At 68.5% G+C, this 25,000-nt stretch carries 22 protein-coding genes; 12 read left to right on the top strand and 10 right to left on the bottom strand.

Annotation, left to right across the window (positions count from 1 at the left end; translation table 11 throughout):
- Positions 1-34: 34 nt before the first annotated feature.
- Together HQ306_RS11110 and HQ306_RS11105 are read right to left on the bottom strand one after the other, a co-directional pair.
- Positions 35-1,645: an NlpC/P60 family protein gene (locus HQ306_RS11110; protein WP_374197704.1), complete on the bottom strand. Its 1,611-nt coding sequence runs from the start codon at positions 1,643-1,645 to the stop codon at positions 35-37.
- Positions 1,646-1,934: 289 nt separating this feature from the next.
- Positions 1,935-2,504 carry a DUF6676 family protein gene (locus HQ306_RS11105; protein ID WP_261769386.1) on the bottom strand — a complete coding sequence of 190 codons (570 nt, stop codon included), beginning with the start codon at positions 2,502-2,504 and terminating at the stop codon, positions 1,935-1,937.
- Between the two features lie 379 nt (positions 2,505-2,883).
- On the opposite strand from HQ306_RS11105, the gene HQ306_RS11100 reads away from it, so the two are divergent.
- Positions 2,884-5,688, top strand: a complete 2,805-nt coding sequence (locus HQ306_RS11100; RefSeq protein WP_308115428.1) for an aconitate hydratase — start codon at positions 2,884-2,886, stop codon at positions 5,686-5,688.
- Positions 5,689-5,822: 134 nt separating this feature from the next.
- Positions 5,823-6,392 carry a TetR/AcrR family transcriptional regulator gene (locus HQ306_RS11095; RefSeq protein WP_027505306.1) on the top strand — a complete coding sequence of 190 codons (570 nt, stop codon included), beginning with the start codon at positions 5,823-5,825 and terminating at the stop codon, positions 6,390-6,392.
- A 6-nt stretch (positions 6,393-6,398) separates the two neighbouring features.
- On the opposite strand, the gene HQ306_RS11090 is transcribed toward HQ306_RS11095, so the two are convergent.
- Entirely contained in the window at positions 6,399-8,030 is a 1,632-nt protein-coding gene (locus HQ306_RS11090) for an ABC-F family ATP-binding cassette domain-containing protein (protein WP_027505305.1), read from the bottom strand.
- A gap of 140 nt (positions 8,031-8,170) precedes the next feature.
- Between HQ306_RS11090 and HQ306_RS11085 the strand changes: the two genes are divergently transcribed.
- The 7 genes from HQ306_RS11085 (at position 8,171) to HQ306_RS11055 (ending at position 14,805) form a co-directional block, all read left to right on the top strand.
- The gene (locus tag HQ306_RS11085; protein WP_222631078.1) at positions 8,171-8,941 is read left to right on the top strand and encodes an SDR family oxidoreductase; all 771 of its coding nucleotides are present in this window, start codon (positions 8,171-8,173) and stop codon (positions 8,939-8,941) included.
- Positions 8,938-10,065, top strand: coding sequence for a lycopene cyclase family protein (locus HQ306_RS11080; protein ID WP_222631532.1), 1,128 nt, complete (start codon positions 8,938-8,940; stop codon positions 10,063-10,065). Before HQ306_RS11085 ends, HQ306_RS11080 begins: the two co-directional genes overlap by 4 nt.
- Positions 10,066-10,108: 43 nt before the next feature.
- Complete coding sequence (locus HQ306_RS11075; protein ID WP_222631076.1) at positions 10,109-11,146, top strand: Ku protein; 1,038 nt, start codon at positions 10,109-10,111, stop codon at positions 11,144-11,146.
- A gap of 183 nt (positions 11,147-11,329) precedes the next feature.
- Entirely contained in the window at positions 11,330-12,580 is a 1,251-nt protein-coding gene (locus tag HQ306_RS11070; protein WP_261769385.1) for an SDR family oxidoreductase, read from the top strand.
- A 40-nt stretch (positions 12,581-12,620) separates the two neighbouring features.
- The gene (locus HQ306_RS11065; RefSeq protein ID WP_156380493.1) at positions 12,621-12,860 is read left to right on the top strand and encodes a hypothetical protein; all 240 of its coding nucleotides are present in this window, start codon (positions 12,621-12,623) and stop codon (positions 12,858-12,860) included.
- A complete protein-coding gene (locus HQ306_RS11060) occupies positions 12,857-13,618 on the top strand; it encodes a phosphatidylserine decarboxylase (RefSeq protein WP_222631074.1) in 762 nt (253 codons plus the stop codon). Before HQ306_RS11065 ends, HQ306_RS11060 begins: the two co-directional genes overlap by 4 nt.
- Positions 13,615-14,805 carry a GNAT family N-acetyltransferase gene (locus HQ306_RS11055; RefSeq protein ID WP_222631072.1) on the top strand — a complete coding sequence of 397 codons (1,191 nt, stop codon included), beginning with the start codon at positions 13,615-13,617 and terminating at the stop codon, positions 14,803-14,805. Before HQ306_RS11060 ends, HQ306_RS11055 begins: the two co-directional genes overlap by 4 nt.
- Positions 14,806-14,812: 7 nt before the next feature.
- Here HQ306_RS11055 and HQ306_RS11050 read toward each other — a convergent pair whose 3' ends face one another.
- Genes HQ306_RS11050 through HQ306_RS11020 form a run of 7 tightly spaced genes read right to left on the bottom strand, consistent with a single transcriptional unit; the run spans position 14,813 to position 21,303 of the window.
- Positions 14,813-15,160: a metal-sulfur cluster assembly factor gene (locus HQ306_RS11050; protein ID WP_027505300.1), complete on the bottom strand. Its 348-nt coding sequence runs from the start codon at positions 15,158-15,160 to the stop codon at positions 14,813-14,815.
- Positions 15,157-15,627 (bottom strand): Fe-S cluster assembly sulfur transfer protein SufU, encoded by a 471-nt coding sequence (gene sufU, locus HQ306_RS11045; protein ID WP_027505299.1) that lies wholly within the window; start codon positions 15,625-15,627, stop codon positions 15,157-15,159. The genes HQ306_RS11050 and sufU overlap by 4 nt, the downstream gene beginning before the upstream one ends.
- The gene (locus tag HQ306_RS11040) at positions 15,624-16,892 is read right to left on the bottom strand and encodes a cysteine desulfurase (RefSeq protein ID WP_222631070.1); all 1,269 of its coding nucleotides are present in this window, start codon (positions 16,890-16,892) and stop codon (positions 15,624-15,626) included. The genes sufU and HQ306_RS11040 overlap by 4 nt, the downstream gene beginning before the upstream one ends.
- A complete protein-coding gene (sufC, locus tag HQ306_RS11035) occupies positions 16,889-17,662 on the bottom strand; it encodes a Fe-S cluster assembly ATPase SufC (protein ID WP_027505297.1) in 774 nt (257 codons plus the stop codon). The genes HQ306_RS11040 and sufC overlap by 4 nt, the downstream gene beginning before the upstream one ends.
- A 49-nt stretch (positions 17,663-17,711) precedes the next feature.
- Positions 17,712-18,929 (bottom strand): Fe-S cluster assembly protein SufD, encoded by a 1,218-nt coding sequence (gene sufD, locus HQ306_RS11030; protein WP_222631068.1) that lies wholly within the window; start codon positions 18,927-18,929, stop codon positions 17,712-17,714.
- Positions 18,926-20,377, bottom strand: a complete 1,452-nt coding sequence (gene sufB, locus HQ306_RS11025) for a Fe-S cluster assembly protein SufB (protein WP_027505295.1) — start codon at positions 20,375-20,377, stop codon at positions 18,926-18,928. Before sufB ends, sufD begins: the two co-directional genes overlap by 4 nt.
- A complete protein-coding gene (locus HQ306_RS11020) occupies positions 20,374-21,303 on the bottom strand; it encodes a metalloregulator ArsR/SmtB family transcription factor (protein ID WP_156380494.1) in 930 nt (309 codons plus the stop codon). Before HQ306_RS11020 ends, sufB begins: the two co-directional genes overlap by 4 nt.
- Before the next feature lie 250 nt (positions 21,304-21,553).
- Here HQ306_RS11020 and mptB point away from each other — a divergent pair, with 250 nt between their 5' ends.
- Genes mptB through HQ306_RS11005 form a run of 3 tightly spaced genes read left to right on the top strand, consistent with a single transcriptional unit; the run spans position 21,554 to position 24,989 of the window.
- On the top strand, positions 21,554-23,221 hold the full coding sequence (gene mptB, locus HQ306_RS11015; RefSeq protein ID WP_222631529.1) for a polyprenol phosphomannose-dependent alpha 1,6 mannosyltransferase MptB: 1,668 nt from the start codon (positions 21,554-21,556) through the stop codon (positions 23,219-23,221).
- Positions 23,218-24,192: an ABC transporter ATP-binding protein gene (locus HQ306_RS11010; protein ID WP_056444673.1), complete on the top strand. Its 975-nt coding sequence runs from the start codon at positions 23,218-23,220 to the stop codon at positions 24,190-24,192. The genes mptB and HQ306_RS11010 overlap by 4 nt, the downstream gene beginning before the upstream one ends.
- Positions 24,189-24,989, top strand: coding sequence for an ABC transporter permease (locus HQ306_RS11005; RefSeq protein WP_027505292.1), 801 nt, complete (start codon positions 24,189-24,191; stop codon positions 24,987-24,989). Before HQ306_RS11010 ends, HQ306_RS11005 begins: the two co-directional genes overlap by 4 nt.
- Positions 24,990-25,000: the final 11 nt, after the last annotated feature.

The raw sequence follows: 25,000 nt of genomic DNA, 5'->3' as shown, positions 1-25,000 counted from the left end.
GGACACATGACGTTCTACCTGCTCGGACGGGGTGTCACTCCACCATGCGGACGGCGTACGGCGTCATGCCGTCGAAACGGACGGGCGACACCTTCACCACCGATCCCGACTGCGGAGCCTCGAGCATCTTGCCGTCACCGAGGTAGAGGGCGACGTGCTGCGAGGCGCCCGGACCGTAGAAGATCATGTCGCCGCGGCGCATCTGGGACGACGGCACCTGCTTGCCGGCCGTGTACTGGTAGCCGGTGTAGTGCGGGAGCGAGATCCCGAGTCCACCGAAGGCGTACATCATGAGGCCGGAGCAGTCGAAGCCCACCTTGTTGTAGTCGCCGTAGCTGTCGGCGACACCGCCGTCACGGATGCCCTTGGTCGGCCCGTTCTCGTTGCCGCCACCCCACGAGTAGGGGGTGCCCAACACGGACATGCCGCGGTCGATGACGAGTTCGATGGCTGCGGACCCGGTGAGCGACGGATCCTTGGTGGCGGTCCCGCGACCGCCGCCGGACGACGTGCTGCCCGACGACGTGCTGCCCGACGACGTGCTTCCCGACGACGAGGTACCCGAGGACGTGCCGCCCGAGGACGTGCCGCCCGAGGACGAGGTACCGGACGACGTGCCGCCCGACGAGGTGCCGCTCGACGTCGATCCGGTCAGGTCGGTGTGGTCGCGCTCCCCGTCCACCAACGCTGCGGCACGATCGGCGGCGGCCTGGTTCGCGGCCACCCGGGCGGCCGCGGCCACCGCTGCCTCCTGCGCTGCCTGCGCGGCTGCCGCGGCGGCGGCTTCCTCCGCCTGACGCTGCTGGTCCCACTGCGAGTACGCGTCGCGCTGTCCCTCGAGCCCCGCGGCGTCGTTGCGCGCCTGCTCGAGCTCGGCGGAGGCGCTGTCCCGCTGTGCCTCGACGGCCGCTTTCTGCGCTGCCTGCTCCTGCTGTGCGGTCACGGCCGCGGCGATGGCCTGTTCCGCCTCGTCCTTCTTCGCGTCCGCTTCCGCGGAGGCACGGTCGGCCTCGATCTTGCTCTGGCGTGCGGTGGAGTCTCGGTTGGCCTCCTCGGTACGCGCCCGCTGCAGGCTGTCCAGGGTGGCGTTCTGCTTGGCGGACAGCATCCGCAGGATCTGCGCGCGATCGAGCACGTCCTGCGGCCCCTGCGCGTCCAGCAGTGAGGAGACACCGGCGGACCCGGTGCCCTTGACGTAGTCGGTGACGGCGAAGGCGTCGAACTTCTTCTGCGCGTCGGAGATCATCTGGCCGGCGTCGCGGAGGGCCTGTTGCGCGATGCCGACGGCCGCGGCGGCGGCGTCGGCGACGGTGCGAGCGTTCTGCAGGTCGACGAGGGCCTTGTTGACGTCCTCGCGCTTGACGGCCACCTGCGCGTCGATCGCGGCGAGCTGCTGGTTGGCCGAGGCGACCTGGTCGATGAGTCGACCGACTCGTCCGAGCTGGTCCCCCACGCGCGCACCGGCGGCGGCGATGTCGGAGTCGGAGGGATTGGGCGGGGGCGGCGGCACGGCGGACGCGAGACTCGGTGCGAGGAACCCCGTCCCGGACAGCAGCAGCGTCGTCGCGACGACGGCGCCCCCGATCGTGCGACGCAGAGCCCGCGATCGACCGACGTGCCGTCGACCTCCGGAGTATCGCTTCACCTGTTCGTCTCCCTCACGTCCGCAGTGCGGATTCACCCACCGCACGCGTGGGGAGGACACGACGCAGCGTGACAGGATCCCGGACCACAGCCGACAACGGCCGACCCGGGAGCAACGACCAGCCCCTCTGCGACACTTCTTCCCCAAGCAGTGCCATGCGAACCGTACGACACTTCGAACGCTTAAGGAACTCCAGTCACAAATGACACATGTGTCATTCCGCCGACCGCATCCGCGCTGATCAGGACGTTGTCCGAGAAAGATTCGTTGAGACTTTTTTTGGGAACGGTCACTGCCCGTCGGGCGTGACGGCCTCTCGATCGGTGACATCTCCCGAACGATGTCGGCGTTCGTTCACCCACCAGGTGCCGCCGAGCACGGCGACGACCACGAGAACGAGGCCCAGAGTGATGCCGGTCCACGGTGGGCCGGGCTCGACGAGCACGTCGAGGAAGTTGTCCGCGGACTGCACCGCGTTGCCGGTGTACGCCTGATCCTGACCCGCTTCGAGCGTCACGCGATCGACCGAGTCGCTGAACGTGCCGACCTGTCCCGGACCGATCACGAGGACCGTCCCACCGTCGGTGGCACCGACCGACGTGGCGAGATCGCGGAGCTGCGAATCGAGCGGCGCCGGCGCGTCGAGCACGACGATGCTCAGGTCGATACCGTGCTCGCCGGCGCGCGCCACGACACCCTCGAGCCCGACGACGTCCTGACCCGGCGCGGCCACCCCGTCGTCCGCGACGTCGGCGAGGGTCGCCTGCAGGTCGACGAACGTCGGCACCTCGCTGATCATCGGGAGGGCGACCAGCGGCTGATCACTCAGCGGTAGGGCCGGGAGAGGAGAGAGAGACATCGTCCGTCCGTTGTCGTCGATCGCGAGGCGATGCGGTGGATCGCGAGGCGATGATGGTCGAAGTGTGTGCGCCGTCGAGCGGGACCCTACGGGACGGGACCGTCGCCGAGTCCGAGGCGCACCGAGGTGCACGGAGGCAGCCCTTCGTTGCGCCCGGAACGCTGCCGGGGAACGATGAGTGCGCACCACGGTGAGAGCGACACGGCGATTCGGCCACTCGTTCTCACAGGACAAGCGTACTGTTAGAATCGAAACACCGAGACTGCGGCGGCCTCGACGCCACCCGGGTGCACCCTCACCCACGGCGATGTCCGCCCGCTCTCGCCACGCCGTCGACACAGCCCCGTCGACGGCAGCCCAGAAGACGAGTGGAGCTGACGTGACCGCAAGTATCGATTCGTTCGGCGCCAAGGGAACGCTGGAGGTCGGAGAGAACTCGTACGAGATCTTCCGCCTGAAGGCCGTCCCCGGCACCGAGAAGTTGCCCTATGCCCTCAAGGTCCTCGCGGAGAATCTCCTGCGCACCGAGGACGGCGCGAACATCACCAAGGACCACATCGACGCGATCGCCGCGTGGGACCCGTCCGCCGATCCGAGCATCGAGATCCAGTTCACGCCGGCCCGCGTGATCATGCAGGACTTCACCGGTGTCCCCTGCATCGTGGACCTCGCGACCATGCGTGAGGCCGTCACCGCTCTCGGTGGCGACCCGGAGAAGGTCAACCCGCTCGCTCCGGCCGAGATGGTCATCGACCACTCCGTCATCATCGACGTGTTCGGCCGCGCGGACGCCTTCGAGCGCAACGTCGACATCGAGTACCAGCGCAACGGTGAGCGCTACCAGTTCCTGCGGTGGGGCCAGGGTGCGTTCGACGACTTCAAGGTCGTCCCGCCCGGCACCGGCATCGTGCACCAGGTCAACATCGAGCACCTCGCCCGCACCGTCATGGTGCGGGGCGGTCAGGCCTACCCCGACACGTGTGTCGGCACCGATTCGCACACCACGATGGTCAACGGCCTCGGTGTGCTGGGCTGGGGCGTCGGCGGCATCGAGGCCGAGGCGGCCATGCTGGGCCAGCCCGTCTCCATGCTCATCCCGCGCGTCGTCGGCTTCAAGCTCAACGGCGAGATCAAGCCGGGCGTCACCGCGACCGACGTGGTGCTCACCGTCACCGACATGCTGCGCAAGCACGGCGTCGTCGGCAAGTTCGTCGAGTTCTACGGCAAGGGCGTGGCCGAGGTCCCCCTGGCCAACCGCGCGACGCTCGGCAACATGAGCCCCGAGTTCGGTTCCACCGCGGCGATCTTCCCGATCGACTCGGAGACCGTCGACTACCTGCGCCTGACCGGACGCTCCGACGAGCAGCTCGCGCTCGTCGAGGCGTACGCCAAGGAACAGGGCATGTGGCACGACCCCGAGAACGAGGCGACGTACTCCGAGTACCTCGAGCTCGACCTCGGCGACGTGGTGCCGTCCATCGCCGGACCGAAGCGTCCGCAGGACCGAATCCTGTTGTCGGAGTCCAAGATCGCGTTCCGCAAGGACATCCACAACTACGTGGGTGGCGAGGACGTCGACGCCACCCCGTCGAAGCTGGACGAGGCACTCGACGAGACGTTCCCGGGCTCGGATCCGGCCACGCTGTCCTTCGCCGACGACGATGCGGCTCCGCTGCACTCCGCCGCCGGCAACGCCGAGGGTCGCCCGACCAACCCGGTGCGCGTCGACTCGGACGAGCAGGGCTCGTTCGTCCTCGACCACGGCGCCGTCGCCATCGCGTCGATCACCTCGTGCACCAACACCTCGAACCCGTCGGTCATGCTCGGCGCTGCCCTGCTGGCCAAGAAGGCCGTCGACAAGGGTCTGACCAGCAAGCCGTGGGTCAAGACCTCGATGGCGCCGGGCTCACAGGTGGTCACCGACTACTACGACAAGGCCGGCATGTGGCCGTACCTGGAGAAGCTCGGCTTCTTCCTCGTCGGATACGGCTGCGCCACGTGCATCGGTAACTCGGGACCGCTCGATCCCAAGATCTCCGAGGCCATCCAGGACAACGACCTCACGGTCACCGCGGTCCTGTCCGGTAACCGCAACTTCGAGGGTCGCATCTCCCCCGACGTGAAGATGAACTACCTGGCGTCCCCGCCGCTCGTCATCGCCTACGCGCTGGCCGGCACCATGGACTTCGACTTCGAGCACGACGCACTCGGTCAGGACAACGAGGGCAACGACGTCTTCCTGAAGGACATCTGGCCCTCGCCCAAGGAGATCCAGGACACGATCGACTCGTCCATCTCCAAGGAGATGTACACCAAGGGCTACGCCGACGTCTTCAAGGGCGACGAACGCTGGCGCGGACTGCCCACCCCGGACGGCAAGACGTTCGAGTGGGACCCGCAGTCGACCTACGTGCGGAAGCCCCCGTACTTCGACGGCATGCCCAAGGACCCGGAAGCCGTCACGGACATCTCCGGTGCGCGCGTGCTGGCGTACCTCGGAGACTCGGTCACCACCGACCACATCTCCCCCGCCGGCAACATCAAGGCAGGAACGCCTGCTGCGCAGTACCTCGACGAGCACGGTGTCGAGCGCAAGGACTACAACTCCTTCGGCTCGCGTCGCGGCAACCACGAGGTCATGATCCGCGGAACGTTCGCGAACATCCGGCTGCGCAACCAGCTCCTCGACGACGTCTCGGGTGGCTACACCCGCGACTTCACGCAGGACGGTGGCCCGCAGGCCTTCATCTACGACGCGTCGCAGAACTACCAGAACGCCGGCATCCCGCTGGTCGTCCTGGGCGGCAAGGAGTACGGCTCCGGATCCTCGCGTGACTGGGCTGCCAAGGGCACCCGCCTGCTCGGCGTCAAGGCCGTCATCACCGAGTCGTTCGAGCGCATCCACCGCTCCAACCTCATCGGCATGGGCGTCGTCCCGCTGCAGTTCCCCGCCGGCGAGTCGGCGGCGTCGCTGAAGCTCGACGGCACCGAGACCTTCGACATCTCGGGCATCACCGAGCTGAACGAGGGCCGCACGCCGAAGACGATGCACGTCACCGCGACGAAGGACGACGGCTCTGCCGTCGAGTTCGACGCCGTGGTCCGCATCGACACCCCCGGCGAGGCGGAGTACTACCGCAACGGCGGCATCCTGCAGTACGTGCTGCGCAACATGATCGGCTGATCACCGCAGTGATCACTGCCCCGTGAGGGGAGCAGAACGCGCACGACCGCGCCGCGATACCGCGTGTATCGCCGGTTCGGTCGTGCGCGTTCTGCGATCAGCACGATGTCCCCAGCACACGACAGGAGCACCGAGTGCCGAAGGTCAGTGACGACCATCTCGCGGCGCGCCGAAGTCAGATCCTCGACGGCGCGCGCCGCTGTTTCGCCGAATACGGTTACGAGGGCGCCACGGTGCGGCGACTCGAGGAGGCCACCTCGCTCTCGCGAGGAGCGATCTTCCACCACTTCAAGGACAAGGACGGGCTGTTCCTCGCGCTCGCCCGCGACGACGCGCGCCGCATGGCCGATGTCGCCGCCGAGCAGGGGCTCGTCCAGGTGATGCGGGACATGCTGGCCGCCCCCGACCAGTTCGACTGGCTCGGTACGCGTCTAGAGATCGCTCGGCGGCTCAAGACCGACGCCGAGTTCCGGGCCGGGTGGTCGGAGCGCTCGGTCGAGCTGCAGGACGCCGTCCTGTCACGTCTCGAGCGTCAGAAGTCTGCGGGCCGACTGCGGGACGACGTGCCCACCGCGGTACTGCTGGGATACCTCGACCTCGTCATGGACGGTCTCGTGACCCGCATCGCGTCGGGCCAGGGCACCGAGAACCTGTCGGCCGTCCTCGACCTGGTCGAGGAGTCGGTCCGTCGCGATCGGCCGTGAGCCGACTCAGGCGAGCGTGATCAGGTCGAGGTAGTCCTGCGACCAGTGGTCCTCGTTGCCGTCCGGCAGGAGGATCACTCGTTCGGGAGACAGTGCCTCGGCCGCACCCGGATCGTGCGTCACCAGCACGACGGCGCCCTTGTAGCTCCGCAGCGCCTCGAGGACCTGCTCACGCGAGATCGGGTCGAGGTTGTTGGTCGGCTCGTCGAGCAGCAGCACGTTGGCCGCCGACGAGACCAGGCCGGCGAGCGCGAGTCGCGTCTTCTCACCGCCGGAGAGAGTGCCGGCCGGCTGTTCGAGCTGCGGGCCGGTGAACATGAACGCACCGAGCAGCGACCGCAGCTCCTGCTCCGGGGTGTCCGGTGCCGCGTGCCGCACGTTCTCCCAGACCGACGCCATGTCGTCGAGGGTGTCGTGTTCCTGGGCGAAGTAGCCGATGCGTAGACCGTGACCGGGCTCGATCTGGCCCGAGTCGCTCTTCTCCGTGCCGGCGAGGATGCGGAGCAGCGTCGTCTTGCCGGCGCCGTTGAGGCCGAGCACCACGACGCGGGAACCGCGGTCGATGGCCAGATCCACACCCGCGAAGATCTCCAGGGACCCGTACATCTTGGTGAGGTTCGACGCCATGAGCGGCGTCTTGCCGCACGGTGCGGGCTCGGGGAAGCGGATGTGTGCCACCCGGTCGGACACGCGTTCCTCGTCGAGGTTCGCCATCAGCTTGTCGGCACGCTTGGCCATGTTCTGGGCGGCCACGGCCTTGGTGGCCTTCGCACCCATCTTGGCGGCCTGCGCGCGCAGAGCGCCGGCCTTCTTCTCCGCATTGGCACGCTCGCGGCGACGACGCTGCTCGTCCGTCGAGCGCGCGTCGAGGTACTTCTTCCAGTTCATGTTGTAGACGTCCGGCTCGCCGCGGACGGCATCGAGGAACCACACTCGGTTCACGACGTCGTTCAGCAGCTCCACATCGTGACTGATGACGATGAGCCCACCCTCGTGGCTCTGCAGGAAGCCGCGGAGCCAGGTGATGGAATCGGCGTCGAGGTGGTTGGTGGGCTCGTCGAGCAGCAGCGTGGTGGCCGAGCGACCACCACTGCCGTCGGACGCCGCGAACAGGATGCGTGCCAGCTCGACGCGGCGGCGCTGACCGCCGGAGAGGGTGCGTAGGGGCTGCGCCAGGACACGGTCGGGAAGTCCGAGGCTGTTGCAGATGCGCGCCGCTTCGCTCTCGGCCACGTAGCCGCCGAGCGAGGCGAAACGCTCCTCGAGCTCGCCGTATCGGCGGACGGCCTTGTCGAGGCGATCCTCGTCGGCCACCTCGGCCATGAGCGCCTGCTGCTTCTCCATGTCGTGGAGCAAGGTGTCGAGTCCGCGGGCGGACAGGACGCGGTCCTTGGCCAGCAGGTCGAGGTCGCCCTCCTTGGGGTCCTGCGGCAGGTAACCGATGTCCCCGGTGCGGGTGACCGAGCCGGCGTAGGGCTCGCCCTCTCCTGCCAGAATGCGGAGAGTGGTGGTCTTCCCGGCGCCGTTGCGGCCCACGAGGCCGATGCGGTCGCCGGCCTGCACGCGCAGGGCGGGCCCGGGAGCGGACAGAAGAGTACGCACGCCGGCACGAACCTCCAGGTCGGTGGCGGTGATCACGGTGCGAACTCCTCGATCGTCGTAGTTGTCCGGTGGCAGACCGGGCGCAGCGCGAAGTCGACTGCGCAGCAATCCCTCATTTTAACGCCTCCGCGGGCTCCCACGGTCCACGCAGACGTGACTCCGCTAACGTTCGACGCATGGAGAAGGAACAGGATCTGCAGGGGCGTGTCGCCGTGGTCACCGGCGCGAGCCGCGGAATCGGTCGGGCCATCGCGGCCGACCTCCTCGCTCGCGGCGCCGCCGTGACGGTGACCGCCCGCAAGAAGGAGCAGCTCGACGCCACCGCCGAGGAGCTGCGCGCCGCGGTACCGGGGGCCACCGTGCTCGCCATCGCCGGCAACGCCGGGGACGAGGAGTCCCGCCGCGAGACGGTCGACCGCACGGTCGCCGAGCTCGGCTCACTCGACATTCTGATCAACAACACCGGCATCAATCCGGTGTACGGATCGCTGATGGAGGCCGATCTGGCCGGCGTCCGCAAGATCTTCGAGGTCAACGTCGTCGCGACACTCGGCTTCATCCAGGAGGCGCACCGAGCGTGGATGGGCGAGCACGGCGGCTCGGTCGTGAACCTCGCCAGCGTGGCGGGAATCCGATCCACCGGAGTCATCGCCGCGTACGGCTCGTCCAAGGCGGCGCTCATCCGGCTGACCGAGGAGCTCGCGTGGCAGCTCGGACCCTCGATCCGTGTGAACGCGGTGGCCCCGGGCGTCGTCAAGACCAAGTTCGCCGAGGCACTCGTCGCCGATGGCGAGGAGGCGGCGGCCGCCGGCTACCCGATGAAGCGGCTGGGAACGCCCGAGGACGTGGCCTCGCTCGTCGGGTTCCTCGTGTCCGACGCCGCGTCGTGGATCACCGGCGAGACGGTGCGCGTCGACGGCGGACTGCTGGCGACGGGAACGTTCTGACCGACGTCCTCGTCGTCGGCGCCGGCCCGTCCGGCCGCGCGGCGGCACATCGCTGCGCGGCCGCGGGGGCAACGGTGACTCTCGTCGACCCCCGTCCGGATCGTCGATGGATCAACACGTACGGGATGTGGACCGACGAGATTCCGGACTGGGTGCCGGAGTCGACGCGCGCGTCCACGTCCTGCTCCCCCGTCGTGGTCGGCACACGCCGACACGTGGTGGACCGGGGGTACTCGGTGCTCGACACCGGACGACTGCAGGACGACCTCACGCTCGACGGAGTGTCGGTGGTCGCGGAGTCCGCGGCGGAGGTCACGCCCACGTCGGTGACCCTGCGGAACGGCACCTCCCTGTCCGGCGGCACGGTGATCGACGCCCGCGGCTCGGCGGTCGGACCCGGCGTCCCCGAGCAGACGGCCCACGGGGTCGTGGTCGACGAGGAGACCGCTGCACGTGCCTGCGGCGGCGAGTCCGCGGTGATCATGGACTGGCGGCGGGACAACGGTGCGGACGCGGACGCAGTGCCGTCCTTCCTGTACGTCGTGCCGCTGGGCGGCGGCGCGGTGTTGCTCGAGGAAACCTGCCTGGTCGGCCGGCCCGGCCTCACCTCACCCGAGCTCGCGCGTCGGCTGCTCGCACGACTGGCTGCGCGGGGTGTGACTCTGCGCGGCGACGAGCCCGTCGAGCGGGTGCGCTTCGCGATGCGTCCGCCGACCCGTCCGACGCGCGGGGTCGTCACCACCGGGACGCGGAGTCCGGCTCTGCACACCGCCACCGGGTACAGCGTCGCTGCTTCCCTGCGCCGAGCGGACGTCATCGCGTCGGCCGTGCTGGACGGCGGCGGCGTCGACTCGGCGGGATCGCGGGCGGTCACCCGGCTGCGGTCGGTGGGCGCGGACGCTCTGCTGTCCTTCCCGCCCGATGCCCTCGCGCCGTTCTTCGACCGATTCTTCGAGATGCCGTCGACGCTGCAACGCGCCTATCTGTCGTCGGACGACGACGTCGCCGGCATGTCCCGGGCGATGCTGACGCTGTTCTCGCGGATCGGTTCGTCCGACCGCCGCGTGATCCTCGGAGCGGTCCGTCGGGCGATGTTCTCCGCAGCGGTGGGGACGCGTTCGTGACGGGTGGTGGAAATGTGACCGGGCGTGCCCCAAGATTGGACACATGCGATCGATCTGGAAAGGCTCCATCGCCTTCGGCCTGGTGAACGTCCCGGTCAAGGTGTACACGGCCACCGAGGACCACGACATCAAGTTCCATCAGGTCCACGGCAAGGACGGCGGTCGCATCAAGTACGACCGGAAGTGCTCCGTGTGCGGTGAGTCGGTGCAGTTCGCCGACATCGACAAGGCCTACGAGACCCCCGACGGCGACCGGGTGATCCTGACCGATCAGGACTTCTCGTCGCTGCCCGCCGCCGAGAAGCACGAGATCCCGGTTCTCGAGTTCGTGCCGACCGACCAGATCGATCCGATCCTGTTCGACAAGAGCTACTACCTGGAGCCGGACTCGACGTCCCCGAAGGCGTACGTGCTCCTCCGGGAGACCTTGTCCACGACCGATCGCACCGCACTGGTGCACTTCACGCTGCGACAGAAGACGCGCCTCGCGGCCCTCCGCGTGCACGACGACGTGCTGATGATCCAGACGCTGCTGTGGCCCGACGAGGTGCGGGCCGCCGAGTTCTCCTCGCTCGACGACGTCACCGCGCCCCGCCCCAACGAACTGAAGATGGCGGGGGCGCTCGTCGAGAGCATGTCGGGCGACTTCGACCCGTCCGAGTACACCGACGACTACCAGATCGAACTCCGCAAGGTCCTCGACGAGATGATCGAGAACGGCGGCGAGAAGGTGGTGCACGCCGAACCGGAGGACACCGACTCGGGAGAGGACGCCGAGGTCGTCGACCTGGTCGCGGCACTCCAACGCAGCGTCGAGGCGGCGGGCCGGTCCGGCCGTGGTCGTCGCGGCGACACCGACTCGGCATCGACGAAGGACGAGTCGGGGAACGAAGAGTCCGCGACGAAGGCTCCGGCGAAGAAGGCAGCCGCGAAGAAGGCACCGGCCAAGAAGGCGGCGGCGAAGAAGGCGGCGGCGAAGAAAGCGCCCGCCGAGAAGACGGCCGCGAAGAAGGCGGCGGCGAAGAAGGCCGGGAGCGGCACGTCGTCGGGCGACGAGGACCAGCAGCGCAAGGGGGCGTGAGGTCTCACGACCACGGCGTGCGCGTCCGCACGGGCCTCACAATCAAGTGCCCACGGAACCGTATGTCTCACAACGCCAAACGTGGTTGATCACCCCAAGGATGCTTTTACTCTCTCTGGAGAGACACAGCGAGTCGTCCCGGTCACACCGGCGACGGGCGCCGCATCCATCGGGGGAGATCACATGTTCGACGAGTACACGTTCAGCACTGTCGCCAACGACGGGCACCTGGTCAGTCCGGTCGTCGCTCTGACGGGCGACGCGCCGTCGCTGTTGTTCTCGCGAAAGTATGCGGACGTCGCGGCGCTGTCCGCCGGCGACCACGAGCTGCTGCGACCGATCGTCGATCCGAGCACCGCCGAGCAGGTGCGCTCCATGGCGCCGCCCGCCGACGAGATCGCGCTGGTGTTCGGTGCCAACGGCTTCGTCGGAGCGCATCTCGTCGCGGAACTGTCTCTGCGCCCCGGAATCACGACGGTCTACGCCGGTGTCCGATCCGCCGGCGACTCCTCCGCCGCCGAGCGTTTCGAGGAGACCGTCGCCCAGTACTCGATCACCGGGATCGATCTCGCGAAGATCGTCGTCATCGAGGCGGTTCCGACCCGGACGAACTTCGGTCTGGACGAGGACACCTACCTGCGGCTCCGCGGCACCGTCGACCAGGTGTTCAACTCGGCCAGTTCCACCGACTACGACTCCAGCTACCTCGAGTTGCGACAGGACTGGTTCGTCTCCCTGCTGCGCGTCGTCCAGTTCACCCTGGAGGACCGTCGCAAGCACCTCACCTACATGGGGTCGATCGGCGCCTTCATCTACACCAGCCCGGAGGACTTCCTGCGTCCCGATTCCTGGTGGTACTCGGGCTACTGCCAGATGAAGTGGATCAACGGTCAGCTCCTCGGATGGCTCGCACGGGACGGCGTCGCCTCCGTCACCCTGGTCGAGTCGCCGTACGTGCTCGGCAGCACCACCGTCGGCAAGGACCCGGGTCGCGTCTACAGCTTCTGGCGCGCGATCGAGCTGGCGAACAGTGTCGGTGCGATGTGGGACGGTCCGGGCATGAACTACGCGCCCGTCGACGTGCTCGCGCGCGTGCTGGCGGACAACGCTCTCGGCGACGGCACGCTCCCCCACCTCGTGCCGTCCAATCCGGTGCCCTACAGCAACGCCGTCCTGGCATCGGCTCTCGGCCTGGACCTCGTGCCGTGGGCGGAGTTCAAAGCGATCGTCGACAGCAAGATCCCGGCGGAGAAGACGGCGTCCCTGCTCGGGTCCGACGTCAACGACCTCATCCGCCGTTCCAACGCACCGTCGCTCATGCCGTCGTCCTTCGACGGATCCTCGTGGGATCACGATGCGCTCTTCGCGCTGTACCTGTCGGTCATCCAGTTCCGCGACGCGACGGCGCGCCGACCCCGACTGGTCACCGCGTGAGCAGAAGCGCACAGACCCGCGACGTCCTCGGTCGTGCACGATGAGTCGCGTCCCGCCGCAACCGATGTTCCTGGAAACCGGCGCGAGGTACCGGGTCCGGGTGTTCCTCGGCGATTTCGTGAACTTCACCCTCGGGCTCGTCTACTACGTCGCCTGCGCGACCCTCGGAGTGCTCGCCGTCGCGATCGACGCCGTGCTGCGCACCCATCTCTACGACGCGTTCATCGCACTGGTCGAGCGCATCGACCACGGTAAGGAGACGGCGGTGGAGCCGTCGTGACCAGAGCAGCCACCACCGCTGGAACCGTGGCTCTCGCTGCGCTCGTAGGCGGGTACTCGTACTGGCGCAGCGCCGCCTTCCTCCGTGATCCGGAGCGGTCGGTGCCCCCGGACCCGTCGTCCATCGTGTCGGCGGCCGACGGGTACATCACCTACGTCAAGCGTGTCGAGTCGGGCCAGATGCCGGTCGCCGTGAAGAAGCGGCGCACCATCCGGCTGTCCGAGTACGCCGGGATCGACTCCGACGCCAGCGGGTGGCTCGTCGGCACCTACATGACCGAGCACTCGGTCCACCGCAATCGCGCACCGATCGAGGGGGCGGTGGTGGTGCGTGAACACCGCGGCGCGGCGCCGTTCAACAGGTCGATGGCTCGCATGACGGCGAACCTGTTCCTGCACCGCACGCCCTACGACGAGGGGTGCGAGTACCTCCTGACCAACGAGCGACTCACCATCGGTGTCCGGCACGCCGACGGTCCCACCGTCTTCGTCACACAGATCGCCGATCTGTGGGTGGACCGGATCGTCGCCCACGTCGAGGTCGGTCAGAATCTCGCTCGCGGCGAGCAGTACGGCCTGATCCGCTTCGGGTCACAGTGCGACGTGTTCCTTCCCGACGCTCTGCTCGACGGCGACGTCCTGGTACGGCCGGGGCAGTACGTGTGGGCCGGTGAGTCGGTGCTCGCCCGATCCCTCGTGCGGCCGGCACCGACGACCCGGAGCACGATGCAGAACGATCTCGAGGAGGCCCTCTCATGACCTCACGTACGGTCGGTCGGCCGGTCACGACCGCGGCCGTGACCATCACGGCGGTACGCACCCGTCGCGACTGGACGGCCTTCGCGAAAGTCCCGTTCGCGGTCTATCGGAACGACCCGAACTGGATCCCCGGCGACATCGCGGACGTGGACTCGATGCTGCGTCGGCCGTCGGAGAAGACGCGGAGCCGGATGACGAGTCAGGCGTTCCTCGCGTATCGCGGTCGGCGGCTCGTGGGGCGGATCGCGGCCATCGCCGACCTGGTCTTCATCTCGCACTACGAGGAGCAGACCGCGTACTTCGGCTACTTCGAGTGCCTCGACGACCGGGAGGCCGCGCACGCTCTGCTCGACGCCGTGGCCGCCTGGGCTCGGGGGCGGTCGCTGAGCACCGTGGTGGGTCCGATGAGCCCGTCACTGCTGTGGAGCGCGGGAGTGCTGGTGCACGGCAACGACATTCCGCCGCTGGTCGGGATGCCCCACAATCCCCCGTATTACGCCGATCTCCTCGAGTCGTGGGGTATGACCAGCATCAAGGAGTTCCACAGCTTCTATCACGACGACCCGCACACGCTCGTCCAGTCGCCGCCGTTCGCACGCAAGTACGCGATGGGCCAGAGGTGGAAGGCGCGGTCGTCCGTCGTCGTCCGGCCGATGAATCCGGCGACGTTCGACGAGGACGTGGCCAAGCTGCGCGTGCTCTACAACACCGCATTCGCGTCGTTCTGGGGATTCACGCCCGTGGAACCCGACGAACTCGATGCGCTCGTGGCGACCATGCGTCCGATCCTCGATCCCGAGATCGTGCTGTTCGCCGAACTCGACGGCGAGGTCGTCGGCTTCGTCATGGGGATCCCGGACGTGAACAAGGCGGCCCTCGGAGCGGTGCGCTCACGGTTCGGCATCGTGCGCGATCTCCACACGATCGCGCGGTGGCGGGGGCCCGGCGGACGCAGACACCGCACGCACGTGCGGCTCGACATGATGTTCGTGGACCCGAGCTGCCCCGACAAGGGCACCTCGGCACTGCTGATCTTCGAACTGTTCCAGCGCCTCCACGACGGCGGATACGCCTCCGTGGAGGCAGCCCCCGTGCTGGCGGACGGAGGCTGGTTCCACTCGGTGCGTTCGTCCTACCCGGTGGACCCGAGCAGGACGTACCGCATCTTCTCGCGTGAGATCGGGTGAGCCGGCTCTAGACGGTGAAGCCGAGCGCGCGCAGCTGCTCGCGGCCGTCGTCGGTGATCTTGTCCGGTCCCCACGGCGGCATCCAGACCCAGTTGATCTTGAGGTCCTCGGCCAGACCACTGCGCACCAGGGCGGTGCGGCTCTGGTCCTCGATGACGTCGGTCAACGGGCACGCCGCGGACGTCAGCGTCATGTCGAGGGTGACCACGGCCTCGTCGTCGATGGTGATTCCGTAGACCAGTCCGAGGTCGACGACGTTGATGCCGAGCTCGGGGTCGACAACGTCACGCATGGCCTCCTCGAGGTCTTCGATGACGGAATCGGGCGCCACTGCGCCGTTGTCGGTATCGGTCATGATCGTCCTCCACTGTTCGCGTGCTCGTCCTGCGTCTCCACAGTACGAACAACGGCGTCCTTGAATGCCATCCATCCGAGCAGCGCGCACTTCACGCGTGCCGGGTACTTCGCCACACCAGCGAAGGCGATGCCGTCGCCGATGACGTCCTCGTCACCCTCGACGGTGCCGCGGCTGCCGACCATCGCCGAGAAGGCGTCCACCGTGAGAAGCGCGTCCTCGACGGAGAGTCCGACGACCTGGTCGGTCAGAACCGAGGTGGCCGCCTGACTGATCGAGCACCCCTGCCCGTCGTAGGACACGTCGGCCACGACACCGTCGGCGACGTTCACGCGCAACGTGACCTCGTCACCGCACGTGGGGTTGACGTGGTGCACCTCGGCGCCGAACGGCTCGCGGAGCCCACGACCGTGCGGGTGCTTGTAGTGATCGAGGATCACTTCCTGGTACATCTGTTCCATTCTCACGCGGCACCGCCGACGCCGAAGAACGACTGTGCCGTGCGGATCGCGTCGCGCAGCGCGTGCACTTCCTCCACCGTGTTGTAGACGGCGAACGAGGCACGGGCCGTCGCGGCAAGGCCGAAACGACGGTGCAGCGGCCACGCGCAGTGATGCCCGACGCGGATGGCGACGCCCTCGTCGTCGAGGATCTGCCCCAGATCGTGCGCATGGATGCCGTCGACGACGAACGACACGGCTCCCCCGCGGTCCTGCGTGTCCGTGGGCCCGATGATGCGGAGCCCGTCGATGGTGGCGAGCTCCGACAGTGCGGCAGCAGTGAGCGTCTGTTCGTGCGCGGCGACGGCGTCCATCCCCAGCGCGTTCAGGTACTCCACGGCGGCACCCAGACCGACGACCTGCGACGTCATGGGCACACCGGCCTCGAACCGCTGCGGGGGCGGTGCGTAGGTGGTCTGCTCCATCGTCACGGTCTCGATCATCGACCCGCCGGTGATGAAGGGAGGCATCTCGGCCAGGAGCGCCGACTTGCCGTACAGGACACCGACCCCGGACGGTCCGAGCATCTTGTGCCCGGAGAACGCCGCGAAGTCGACGTCGAGCGCGGAGACGTCCACCGGCATGTGCGGCACCGACTGGCAGGCGTCGAGGACGACCAGTGCGTCGACCGCCCGTGCACGACGGACGAGTTCCTCGGTGGGAGCCACCGCGCCCGTCACGTTGGACTGGTGGGTGAACGCGACCACGCGCGTGCGGTCGGTGAGCTCGAGCGAGTCGAGATCGATCCGGCCGTCGTCGGTGACCCCGTACCACCGGAGCGTCGCACCGGTGCGGCGTGAGAGCTCCTGCCATGGAACGAGATTCGCGTGGTGTTCGAGCTCGGTGATGACGATCTCGTCACCGGGACGCAGCGACCGCGCGAAGCGGTCGTCGCCGAGGACGTGCGTGACCAGGTTGAGCGACTCGGTGGCGTTCTTGGTGAACACGATCTCGTCCGCGCGGGCACCCACGAAGGCGGCAATGCCCGCGCGGGCACCCTCGTAGGCGTCCGTGGCCTCTTCGGCCAGCTGGTGGGCCCCGCGGTGCACGGCGGCGTTGCAGGTGGTGAGGAAGTGCCGCTCGGCATCGAGCACCTGCACCGGACGTTGAGACGTCGCGCCGGAGTCGAGGTACACGAGAGGCTTGTCGTCTCGCACGGTACGACCGAGGATCGGGAAGTCCTCCCGAAGCCTCGCGACGTCCAGGGTGCCGACCGACGCGACGGCCGTCATGCGCCCGCGGTGGTCTTCGTGAAGCGCTCGTATCCGTTCGCCTCGAGCTCGTCGGCCAGCTCGGGTCCACCGGACTCGACGATGCGGCCCGCGGAGAACACGTGCACGTGATCGGGCGTGATGTAGCGCAGGATGCGGGTGTAGTGCGTGATCAGGAGAATGCCGCCGTTCTCCCGCTCCTTGTAGCGGTTGACACCCTCCGACACGACCCGCAGGGCGTCGACGTCGAGGCCCGAGTCGGTCTCGTCGAGGATGGCGATCTTCGGCTTGAGCAGACCCAGCTGCAGGATCTCGTGGCGCTTCTTCTCGCCGCCGGAGAAGCCTTCGTTGACGCTGCGCTCGGCGAAGGCCGGATCGATGTCGAGCTCGGTCATCGCCTCCTTGGCCTCCTTCACCCAGTGCCGCAGCTTCGGGGCCTCGCCGCGCACGGCGGTGGCAGCGGTGCGGAGGAAGTTGGACATGGAGACACCGGGAACCTCGACGGGGTACTGCATCGCGAGGAACAGGCCGGCGCGAGCACGCTCGTCCACGGACATCTCCTGCACGTCCTCACCGTCGAGCAGGATGGTGCCCGAGGTGACGCGGTACTTGGGATGGCCGGCGATCGCGTAGGAGAGCGTCGACTTGCCCGAGCCGTTGGGGCCCATGATGGCGTGCGTCTCGCCCGACGAGACCGTCAGATCGACGCCCTTCAGGATCTCGATCGGCTGCGCGGCGTCGTCGGTGTTCGCGACGTCGACGTGCAGATCGCGGATTTCGAGAGTGGACATGATGTTCCTTGCCTGTCTGTGAATCGGGAGAAGGTGGTCGCGCGAGGGGTCAGACGCCGGTGATGGCGAGTTCCGCCTCGACCGCGTCGGAGAGACGCTCACGGATGGACGCGACCGGGATCTTCGCGATGATGTCGTGGAAGAAGCCGCGCACGACGAGCTTGCGTGCCTGGTCCTCCGGGATGCCGCGAGCACGGAGGTAGAACAGCTGCTCGTCGTCGAAGCGACCCGTGGCACTCGCGTGACCGGCCCCGACGATCTCGCCGGTCTCGATCTCGAGGTTCGGGACGGAGTCCGCGCGCGCGCCGTCGGTGAGAATCAGGTTGCGGTTGAGCTCGAACGTGTCCGTCCCCTCCGCCTTCGCACCGATGACGACGTCGCCGACCCACACGGTGTGGGTGTCGGGCTTCTTCGACGCCGGGTCGCCCTGCAGGGCGCCCTTGTAGACCACGTTGGACTTGCAGTGCGGCGCGGTGTGGTTGACCAGCAGGCGCTGCTCGAGATGCTGACCGTCGTCCGCGAAGTACAGGCCCAGGAGCTCGGCGTCGCCACCCGGACCGGTGAAGTTCACCGTCGGTGTCAGGCGCACCAGGTCGCCGCCGAGGCTGACCGACACGTAACGCAGGACGCTGTCGCGGCCCACCTTCGCGTGATGCGACGCGACGTGCACCGCGTCGTCGTCCCACTCCTGCAGCGCGACGACCGTGAGGTGTGCGCTGTCCGCGACGACGAACTCGACATTCTCGGCGTAGGTTCCGCTGCCGCGCTGCTCGAGCACGACGGTCGCCTTGGCGAACGCCTCGACGCGGATCTGGACGTGGCCGTAGGCGACGACGTCCGCTCCCGGACCGTCGACCGTCACGATCAGCGGATCCGCGAGCTCTGCCTCGGAGGCCACCGTGACGACGGTGGCCGAGTCGAAGGACGAGTACGCCTGGGCGGCGACCCGATCGGCCGGCGCACCCGCGGTGCCGAGCCGCGCGTCGTCACGACCGACGGTCTCGACGCGCACGGACTCGGGCGCATCGGTGACCGTCACGGTCGCGGAGCCCGTGGCCACGGCGGTGCCGTCGTGGAGACCTCGCAGGCGCCGCAGCGGTGTGAAGCGCCAGATCTCGTCGCGGCCGGACGGCACCTCGAACGCGGCGACGTCGTAGGACGAGAACTGCGCGCCCTTGTTCGCGACGATCGCGCGCTTGTTCTCGGTGGCGGGGTTCTCGCCGGTGAGGGCAGCCTTCACCCCGGTGTCGGTGTGGGGCAGGGTCATCCGACCGATCCCTCCATCTGCAGCTCGATCAGGCGGTTGAGCTCGAGGGCGTACTCCATCGGGAGTTCCTTGGCGATGGGCTCGACGAAGCCGCGCACCACCATGGCCATCGCCTCGTCCTCGGTCATGCCGCGGCTCATCAGGTAGAACAGCTGATCGTCGCTGACCTTGGAGACGGTGGCCTCGTGGCCCATCGTCACGTCGTCCTCACGGATGTCGACGTACGGGTAGGTGTCGCTGCGGCTGATCTGATCGACCAGGAGTGCGTCGCACTTGACGGTCGACTTCGACCCGTGCGCGCCCTTGTTGATCTGGATCAGGCCGCGGTACGACGCCCGGCCGCCGCCGCGAGCGACGGACTTGCTCACGATGTTGGAGGACGTGTTCGGCGCGAGGTGGAGCATCTTCGAGCCGGTGTCCTGGTGCTGGCCCTCGCCGGCGAACGCCACCGACAGAACCTCGCCCTTGGCGTGCTCACCGGTCATCCACACGGCCGGGTACTTCATCGTGACCTTCGAGCCGATGTTGCCGTCGATCCACTCCATCGTCGCGCCGGCCTCGGCCTTCGCGCGCTTGGTGACGAGGTTGTAGACGTTGTTCGACCAGTTCTGGATGGTGGTGTAGCGGCACCGACCACCCTTCTTCACGATGATCTCGACGACCGCCGAGTGCAGCGAGTCGGACTTGTAGATCGGGGCGGTGCAGCCCTCGACGTAGTGCACGTACGCACCCTCGTCGACGATGATGAGCGTCCGCTCGAACTGACCCATGTTCTCGGTGTTGATGCGGAAGTACGCCTGCAGCGGGATGTCGACGTGGACGCCCGGCGGCACGTAGATGAAGGACCCACCGGACCACACCGCGGTGTTCAGCGCGGAGAACTTGTTGTCGCCGGCCGGGATCACCGAGCCGAAGTACTCCTGGAACAGCTCCGGGTGCTCACGCAGACCCGAGTCGGTGTCCAGGAAGATGACGCCCTGCTCCTCGAGATCCTCGCGGATCGAGTGGTAGACGACCTCGGACTCGTACTGAGCGGCGACACCCGACACGAGGCGCTGCTTCTCCGCCTCCGGGATGCCGAGGCGGTCGTACGTGTTCTTGATGTCGGCGGGCAGATCGTCCCACGTGGCGGCCTGCTTCTCGCTGGACCGCACGAAGTACTTGATGTTGTCGAAGTCGATGCCGTCGAGGTTCGAGCCCCAGTTCGGCATGGGCTTTCGCTCGAACGTGCGCAGCGCCTTGAGGCGTGCCTCGAGCATCCACTCGGGCTCGCTCTTCTTGTCGGAGATGTCGCGCACGACGGCGTCGCTGATGCCGCGCTTGGCGCTCGCACCGGCGACGTCGGAGTCGGACCAGCCGTATCCGTAGGTCCCGAGAGACGCGATGGTCTCGTCCTGCGTGAGTGTCGCGGGCACCGTGGGGGTCACCTGGTCTGGTGTGACGGTCATGCGGGCTCCTTCCGGAGACGATCGAGCGGGCTGTTCGGGCTGGAGCTGGTGGTACGGGCCGAATCGAGAGCTGTGCGGTCGTGGTGGACCGTGCCGCTGTCGGCAGCATCACTCGGTGCAACGCCGACATCGTCGTCGGTATTGCCTGATTCGGGAGTCGAGAGTGTGCGAAGGGGCACATGGGTGGTGCACGCGCAGTCACCGTTGGCGATGGTGGCGAGGCGCTGCACGTGCGTTCCGAGCAGATCGGCGAACGCTTCGCGCTCGGCGGTGCACAGCTCGGGGAACTCGGCCGCGACGTGCGAGACCGGGCAGTGGTGCTGGCAGATCTGCACCCCGTTGCCGACCGGGCGGGTGGAGGCGGCGAAGCCGGACTCGGTCAGCGCCTCGGCGATGGCGTCGGCCGTCTCGGAGACGGACTGCTGCGAGGACGTGTCGGCAGGCTCGACGTCGCCCACGATGGACTGGATGCGTCGGCGGGCGAACGTGCGCACCGCGTCGTCGCCGCCGATCTCCCGTAGGTGCCGCATGGCCGCACCCGCGAGATCGTCGTACGAGTGGCCGAGTCGAGAGCGTCCGTGCGCGGTCAGGGAGAACAGCTTCGCGGGGCGACCGCGGGTACGTGCACCGGGACGCGAGGTCATCGTGACGCGCGCGTCGCCCGCGTCGATGAGAGCATCGAGGTGGCGCCGCACGCCGGCGGCGCTGATGCCCAGACGGGACCCGACCTGGGTGGCGCTGATCGGACCCTCCTCGAGCAGAAGCGTCACGACGGACGACCGCGTGCGACCCTCCGACGTTGCCGAGCCCGACGTTGCCGAGCCCGACGTTGCTGAACCAGATCCCGAAGCCGGGGTGACAGTGACCGACGCGACGTCGGCGCGGGCGCTGACGCGCTCGCCGGAACGTTCGGTAGTCGTTTTCACAACACCAGTGTGACCGAATTACCGGAGAGGTTCCAGCAAGGGCACCCTGGGTAGCTGGGCCGATGCCGCGGCGACGTTCGTGATCGGCGCCGGTGTCGATACGCTCCGTTCTGTGCCCGCACCTGCCGACGACTCCGTGCCCTCCGCGCCGGTGACACCGACCGACGCCTCGGCGTCCCTCGCGGGCGGCACCGACCACGTGGTCACGGCGGGTGCGACGGAGCCGAGCCGCTCCGGTACCGCCGCGCGGATGCGGGCGACGGCCCGTCGAGCGACGCGTCGGGTGCTGGGGATCGAGGGGTCTCCGCGCAGCGACCGCGTCGCGTTTCTGCACGACAACGAGCCCGAGCGCCCCGAACTGAACGCCGCCGAGGTGCGCGATCTCACACGGATCCGCCGCTTCGGTGCCATCGGCGCCGCGATGATGGCCCTCGGTGCACTGGGCGCCGGCGCACAACCGGTTCTCCAGAACCCGGTGCAGGGTGTCCGCGTGCTCGGGCTCTTCGCTCGCGCGCTCCCCGCCGCACTCACCATCACGATGATCGGCACCGCCGTCGTGGTGCTCGCATGGCTGCTCCTCGGCCGCCTCGCCGTGGGATCTTTCGGCGCGCACTCGTCGCCGCGCCGGATGTCTCGCTCCGAGCTGGACCGCACGCTCGCGCTGTGGATCGTGCCGCTGTGCGTCGCGCCACCGATGTTCAGCAAGGACGTCTACTCGTACCTGGCGCAGAGCGAGATCACGGCCCGCGGACTCGATCCGTACGCCATCGGTCCGCAGGCGGCACTCGGCGTCGACCATGTGCTGACCAGGACCGTGCCGACCATCTGGCGCGACACCCCGGCGCCCTACGGACCGTTCTTCCTGTGGATCGGTCGGGGCATCACCGCGCTCACCGGTGACGACATCGTCGCCGGGATCTTCCTGCATCGCATCGTCGCGCTGATCGGCGTCGCGCTCATCGTGTGGGCTCTCCCCCGCCTCGCCGCCCGGTGCGGAGTGTCCAGCGTGGCGGCGCTGTGGCTCGGTGCCGCCAATCCGCTCCTGCTCTTCCACCTCGTCGCCGGGATCCACAACGAGGCCGCAATGCTGGGCCTGATGCTCGCGGGGCTCGAACTCTCGTTCCGCGCGGTCGAGTCCGCGGCACCACTGCGGGGCCGTACCGGCGTGCTGCTGCTCGCCGGCGCGGCGGTCATCGCCCTGTCCGCGACGATCAAGATCCCGTCGGTGCTCGCGCTCGGATTCGTGGGCATGGCCCTGGCCCGTCGATGGGGTGGTCGGCCCCGCGACGTCGCCGCCGCCGCCGCCCTGCTCGGCGCGGTGACCGTCGCCGTGATCCTGGGCGTCAGCGCCGCGAGCGGGCTCGGATTCGGCTGGCTGGACACCCTGGGCACGGCCAACGCCGTGCGCAGCTGGATGTCGTTGCCCACACTGCTCGGCCTCGCCACGGGAGGCGCCGGCGTCCTCCTCGGCATCGGCGACCACACCACCGCCGTGCTGTCCCTCACCCGCCCGATCGCCTCCCTGGTGGCCGCGCTGATCATCGTGCGGATGCTGGTGTCGGTCCTGCTGGGTCGGCTCCACCCCATCGGAGCCCTCGGCGTGTCGCTCGGGGCACTCGTGCTGCTCTTCCCCGTGGTCCAGCCCTGGTACCTGCTGTGGGCCGTCACCCCGCTGGCCGCCTGGGCCACCCGACCGGCGTTCCGGGTGCCGGTGATCGTCTTCTCCGCGTTCGTCTCGCTGATCGTCATGCCGACCGGCGGTGAGGTCCAGCCCTTCGTCATCGTCCAGGCGGCGGTGGCGACAGTCCTGACGATCGCCGTGCTGTACGCCTCGACGAGGCGACTGCTGCCCTGGCGGGCACGCGACGGGGCGGCGGCGCCGGACCGTCCGTCGGACGCCTACGCTGGATCATCGTGACCGCCCGACCTGTCCCTCCGCCCACGGCGTCCGATGCCGGGACGCCGACGGACTCTCCGGCGGTGTCGCTCCGCGGTGTGGTCAAGCACTTCGGTGACGTCGCGGCCGTCGACGGACTCGACATCGAGCTGCAGCGCGGCCGGGTGCTCGCACTCCTCGGTCCCAACGGGGCCGGCAAGACCACCACCGTCGAGATGTGCGAGGGCTTCCACACGCCCGACTCCGGTGAGGTCCGCGTCCTGGGGCTCGATCCCATCGTCGACTCCGACCGTCTCAAGCCGCGGATCGGGGTCATGCTGCAGGGCGGCGGCGCCTACCCCGGCTCGCGTGCGGGCGAGATGCTCGACCTCGTCGCCGCGTACTCGGCCGACCCGCTCGATCCCGCGTGGCTCCTCGGACAGTTGGGGCTCACCGATGCCGTCCGCACGCCGTACCGACGACTCTCCGGCGGTCAGCAACAACGCCTCTCGCTGGCCTGTGCTCTGGTCGGCCGTCCCGAGCTCGTGTTCCTCGACGAGCCGACCGCCGGGCTCGACGCACAGGCCCGGCTCCTCGTGTGGGACCTCGTCGAGGCGCTGCGGCGCGACGGCGTGAGCATCCTGCTGACCACCCACCTCATGGACGAGGCCGAGCACCTCGCGGACGACCTGGTGATCATCGACCACGGCCAGGTCGTCGCCTCGGGGACGCCCACCGAGCTCACCCGACGGGGCGCCGAGGGCCAGTTGCGCTTCTCCGCGCCCTCCGGCCTTGACCTGTCGTTGCTGCAGATGGTGCTGCCCGAGGGGTTCGATCCGGTCGAGAGTTCGCCGGGCTCGTATCTGCTCGAGGGGACCATCGACCCCCAGGTGCTCGCGACGGTGACCTCGTGGTGTGCTCGACTGAACGTGCTGGCCACCGATCTCCGTGTGGAGCAGCGCAGCCTCGAGGACGTCTTCCTCGACCTCACGGGGCGGGAACTGAGAGGGTGAGCGTGACATCACGGTCCGAACGTGCGTCCGACCGATTCGCACCGGGGACGTTCACACCGGATCCGCGGCCCGCACCGCGCCGCCGCATGCTGCTGGCGCAGAGCCGCCTCGAACTGCTTCTGCTGCTGCGCAACGGTGAGCAGCTGCTGCTGACGATGTTCATCCCGGTGACCTTGCTCATCGGCCTCACGCTGCTGCCGTTCGGCGACTTCGGCACCGAGCGCGTCGGCACCGTCGTGCCCGCCGTGATGACCGTCGCGGTGATGTCGACCGCGTTCACCGGTCAGGCCATCGCCGTCGGCTTCGACCGGCGCTACGGCGCTCTCAAGAGACTCGGCGCCACCGCTCTGCCGAAGTGGGGCGCGATCGCCGGGAAGTCGATCGCCGTGCTCCTCGTGGTCGTGCTGCAGTCGGTACTGCTCGGCGCCATCGGCCTCGCCCTCGGGTGGCGTCCGACTCCCGGCGGACTCGTGCTGGGCGCGCTGGTCATCGCTCTGGGCACCGTCACCTTCGCCACGATGGGCCTCCTGCTCGGCGGGACGCTGCGGGCCGAGATCGTGCTCGCCCTCGCCAACATCGCGTGGTTCGTGATGCTCGGCATCGGCAGCGTGGTGTTCGCGAACGAGGCACTTCCCGGCGGCGTCCGCATGATCGCGCGACTGATCCCGTCGGGCGCGATGGCGGAGACGCTCGAGCAGGCCGTCGTGGGACGAGCCGATCTGTTCGGCATCCTGGTCCTCGTCGTGTGGGCGGCGATCTGCGGCTTCTGGGCGACCCGCAAGTTCTCGTTCACCTGACACCGAAGCCG

The organism is Rhodococcus sp. BP-160 (genome assembly GCF_019836205.1).
Classification (GTDB): domain Bacteria; phylum Actinomycetota; class Actinomycetes; order Mycobacteriales; family Mycobacteriaceae; genus Rhodococcoides.
The sequence above is the reverse complement of the archived record's forward strand: the minus strand, read 5'-3'. Positions and strand labels throughout refer to the sequence as shown.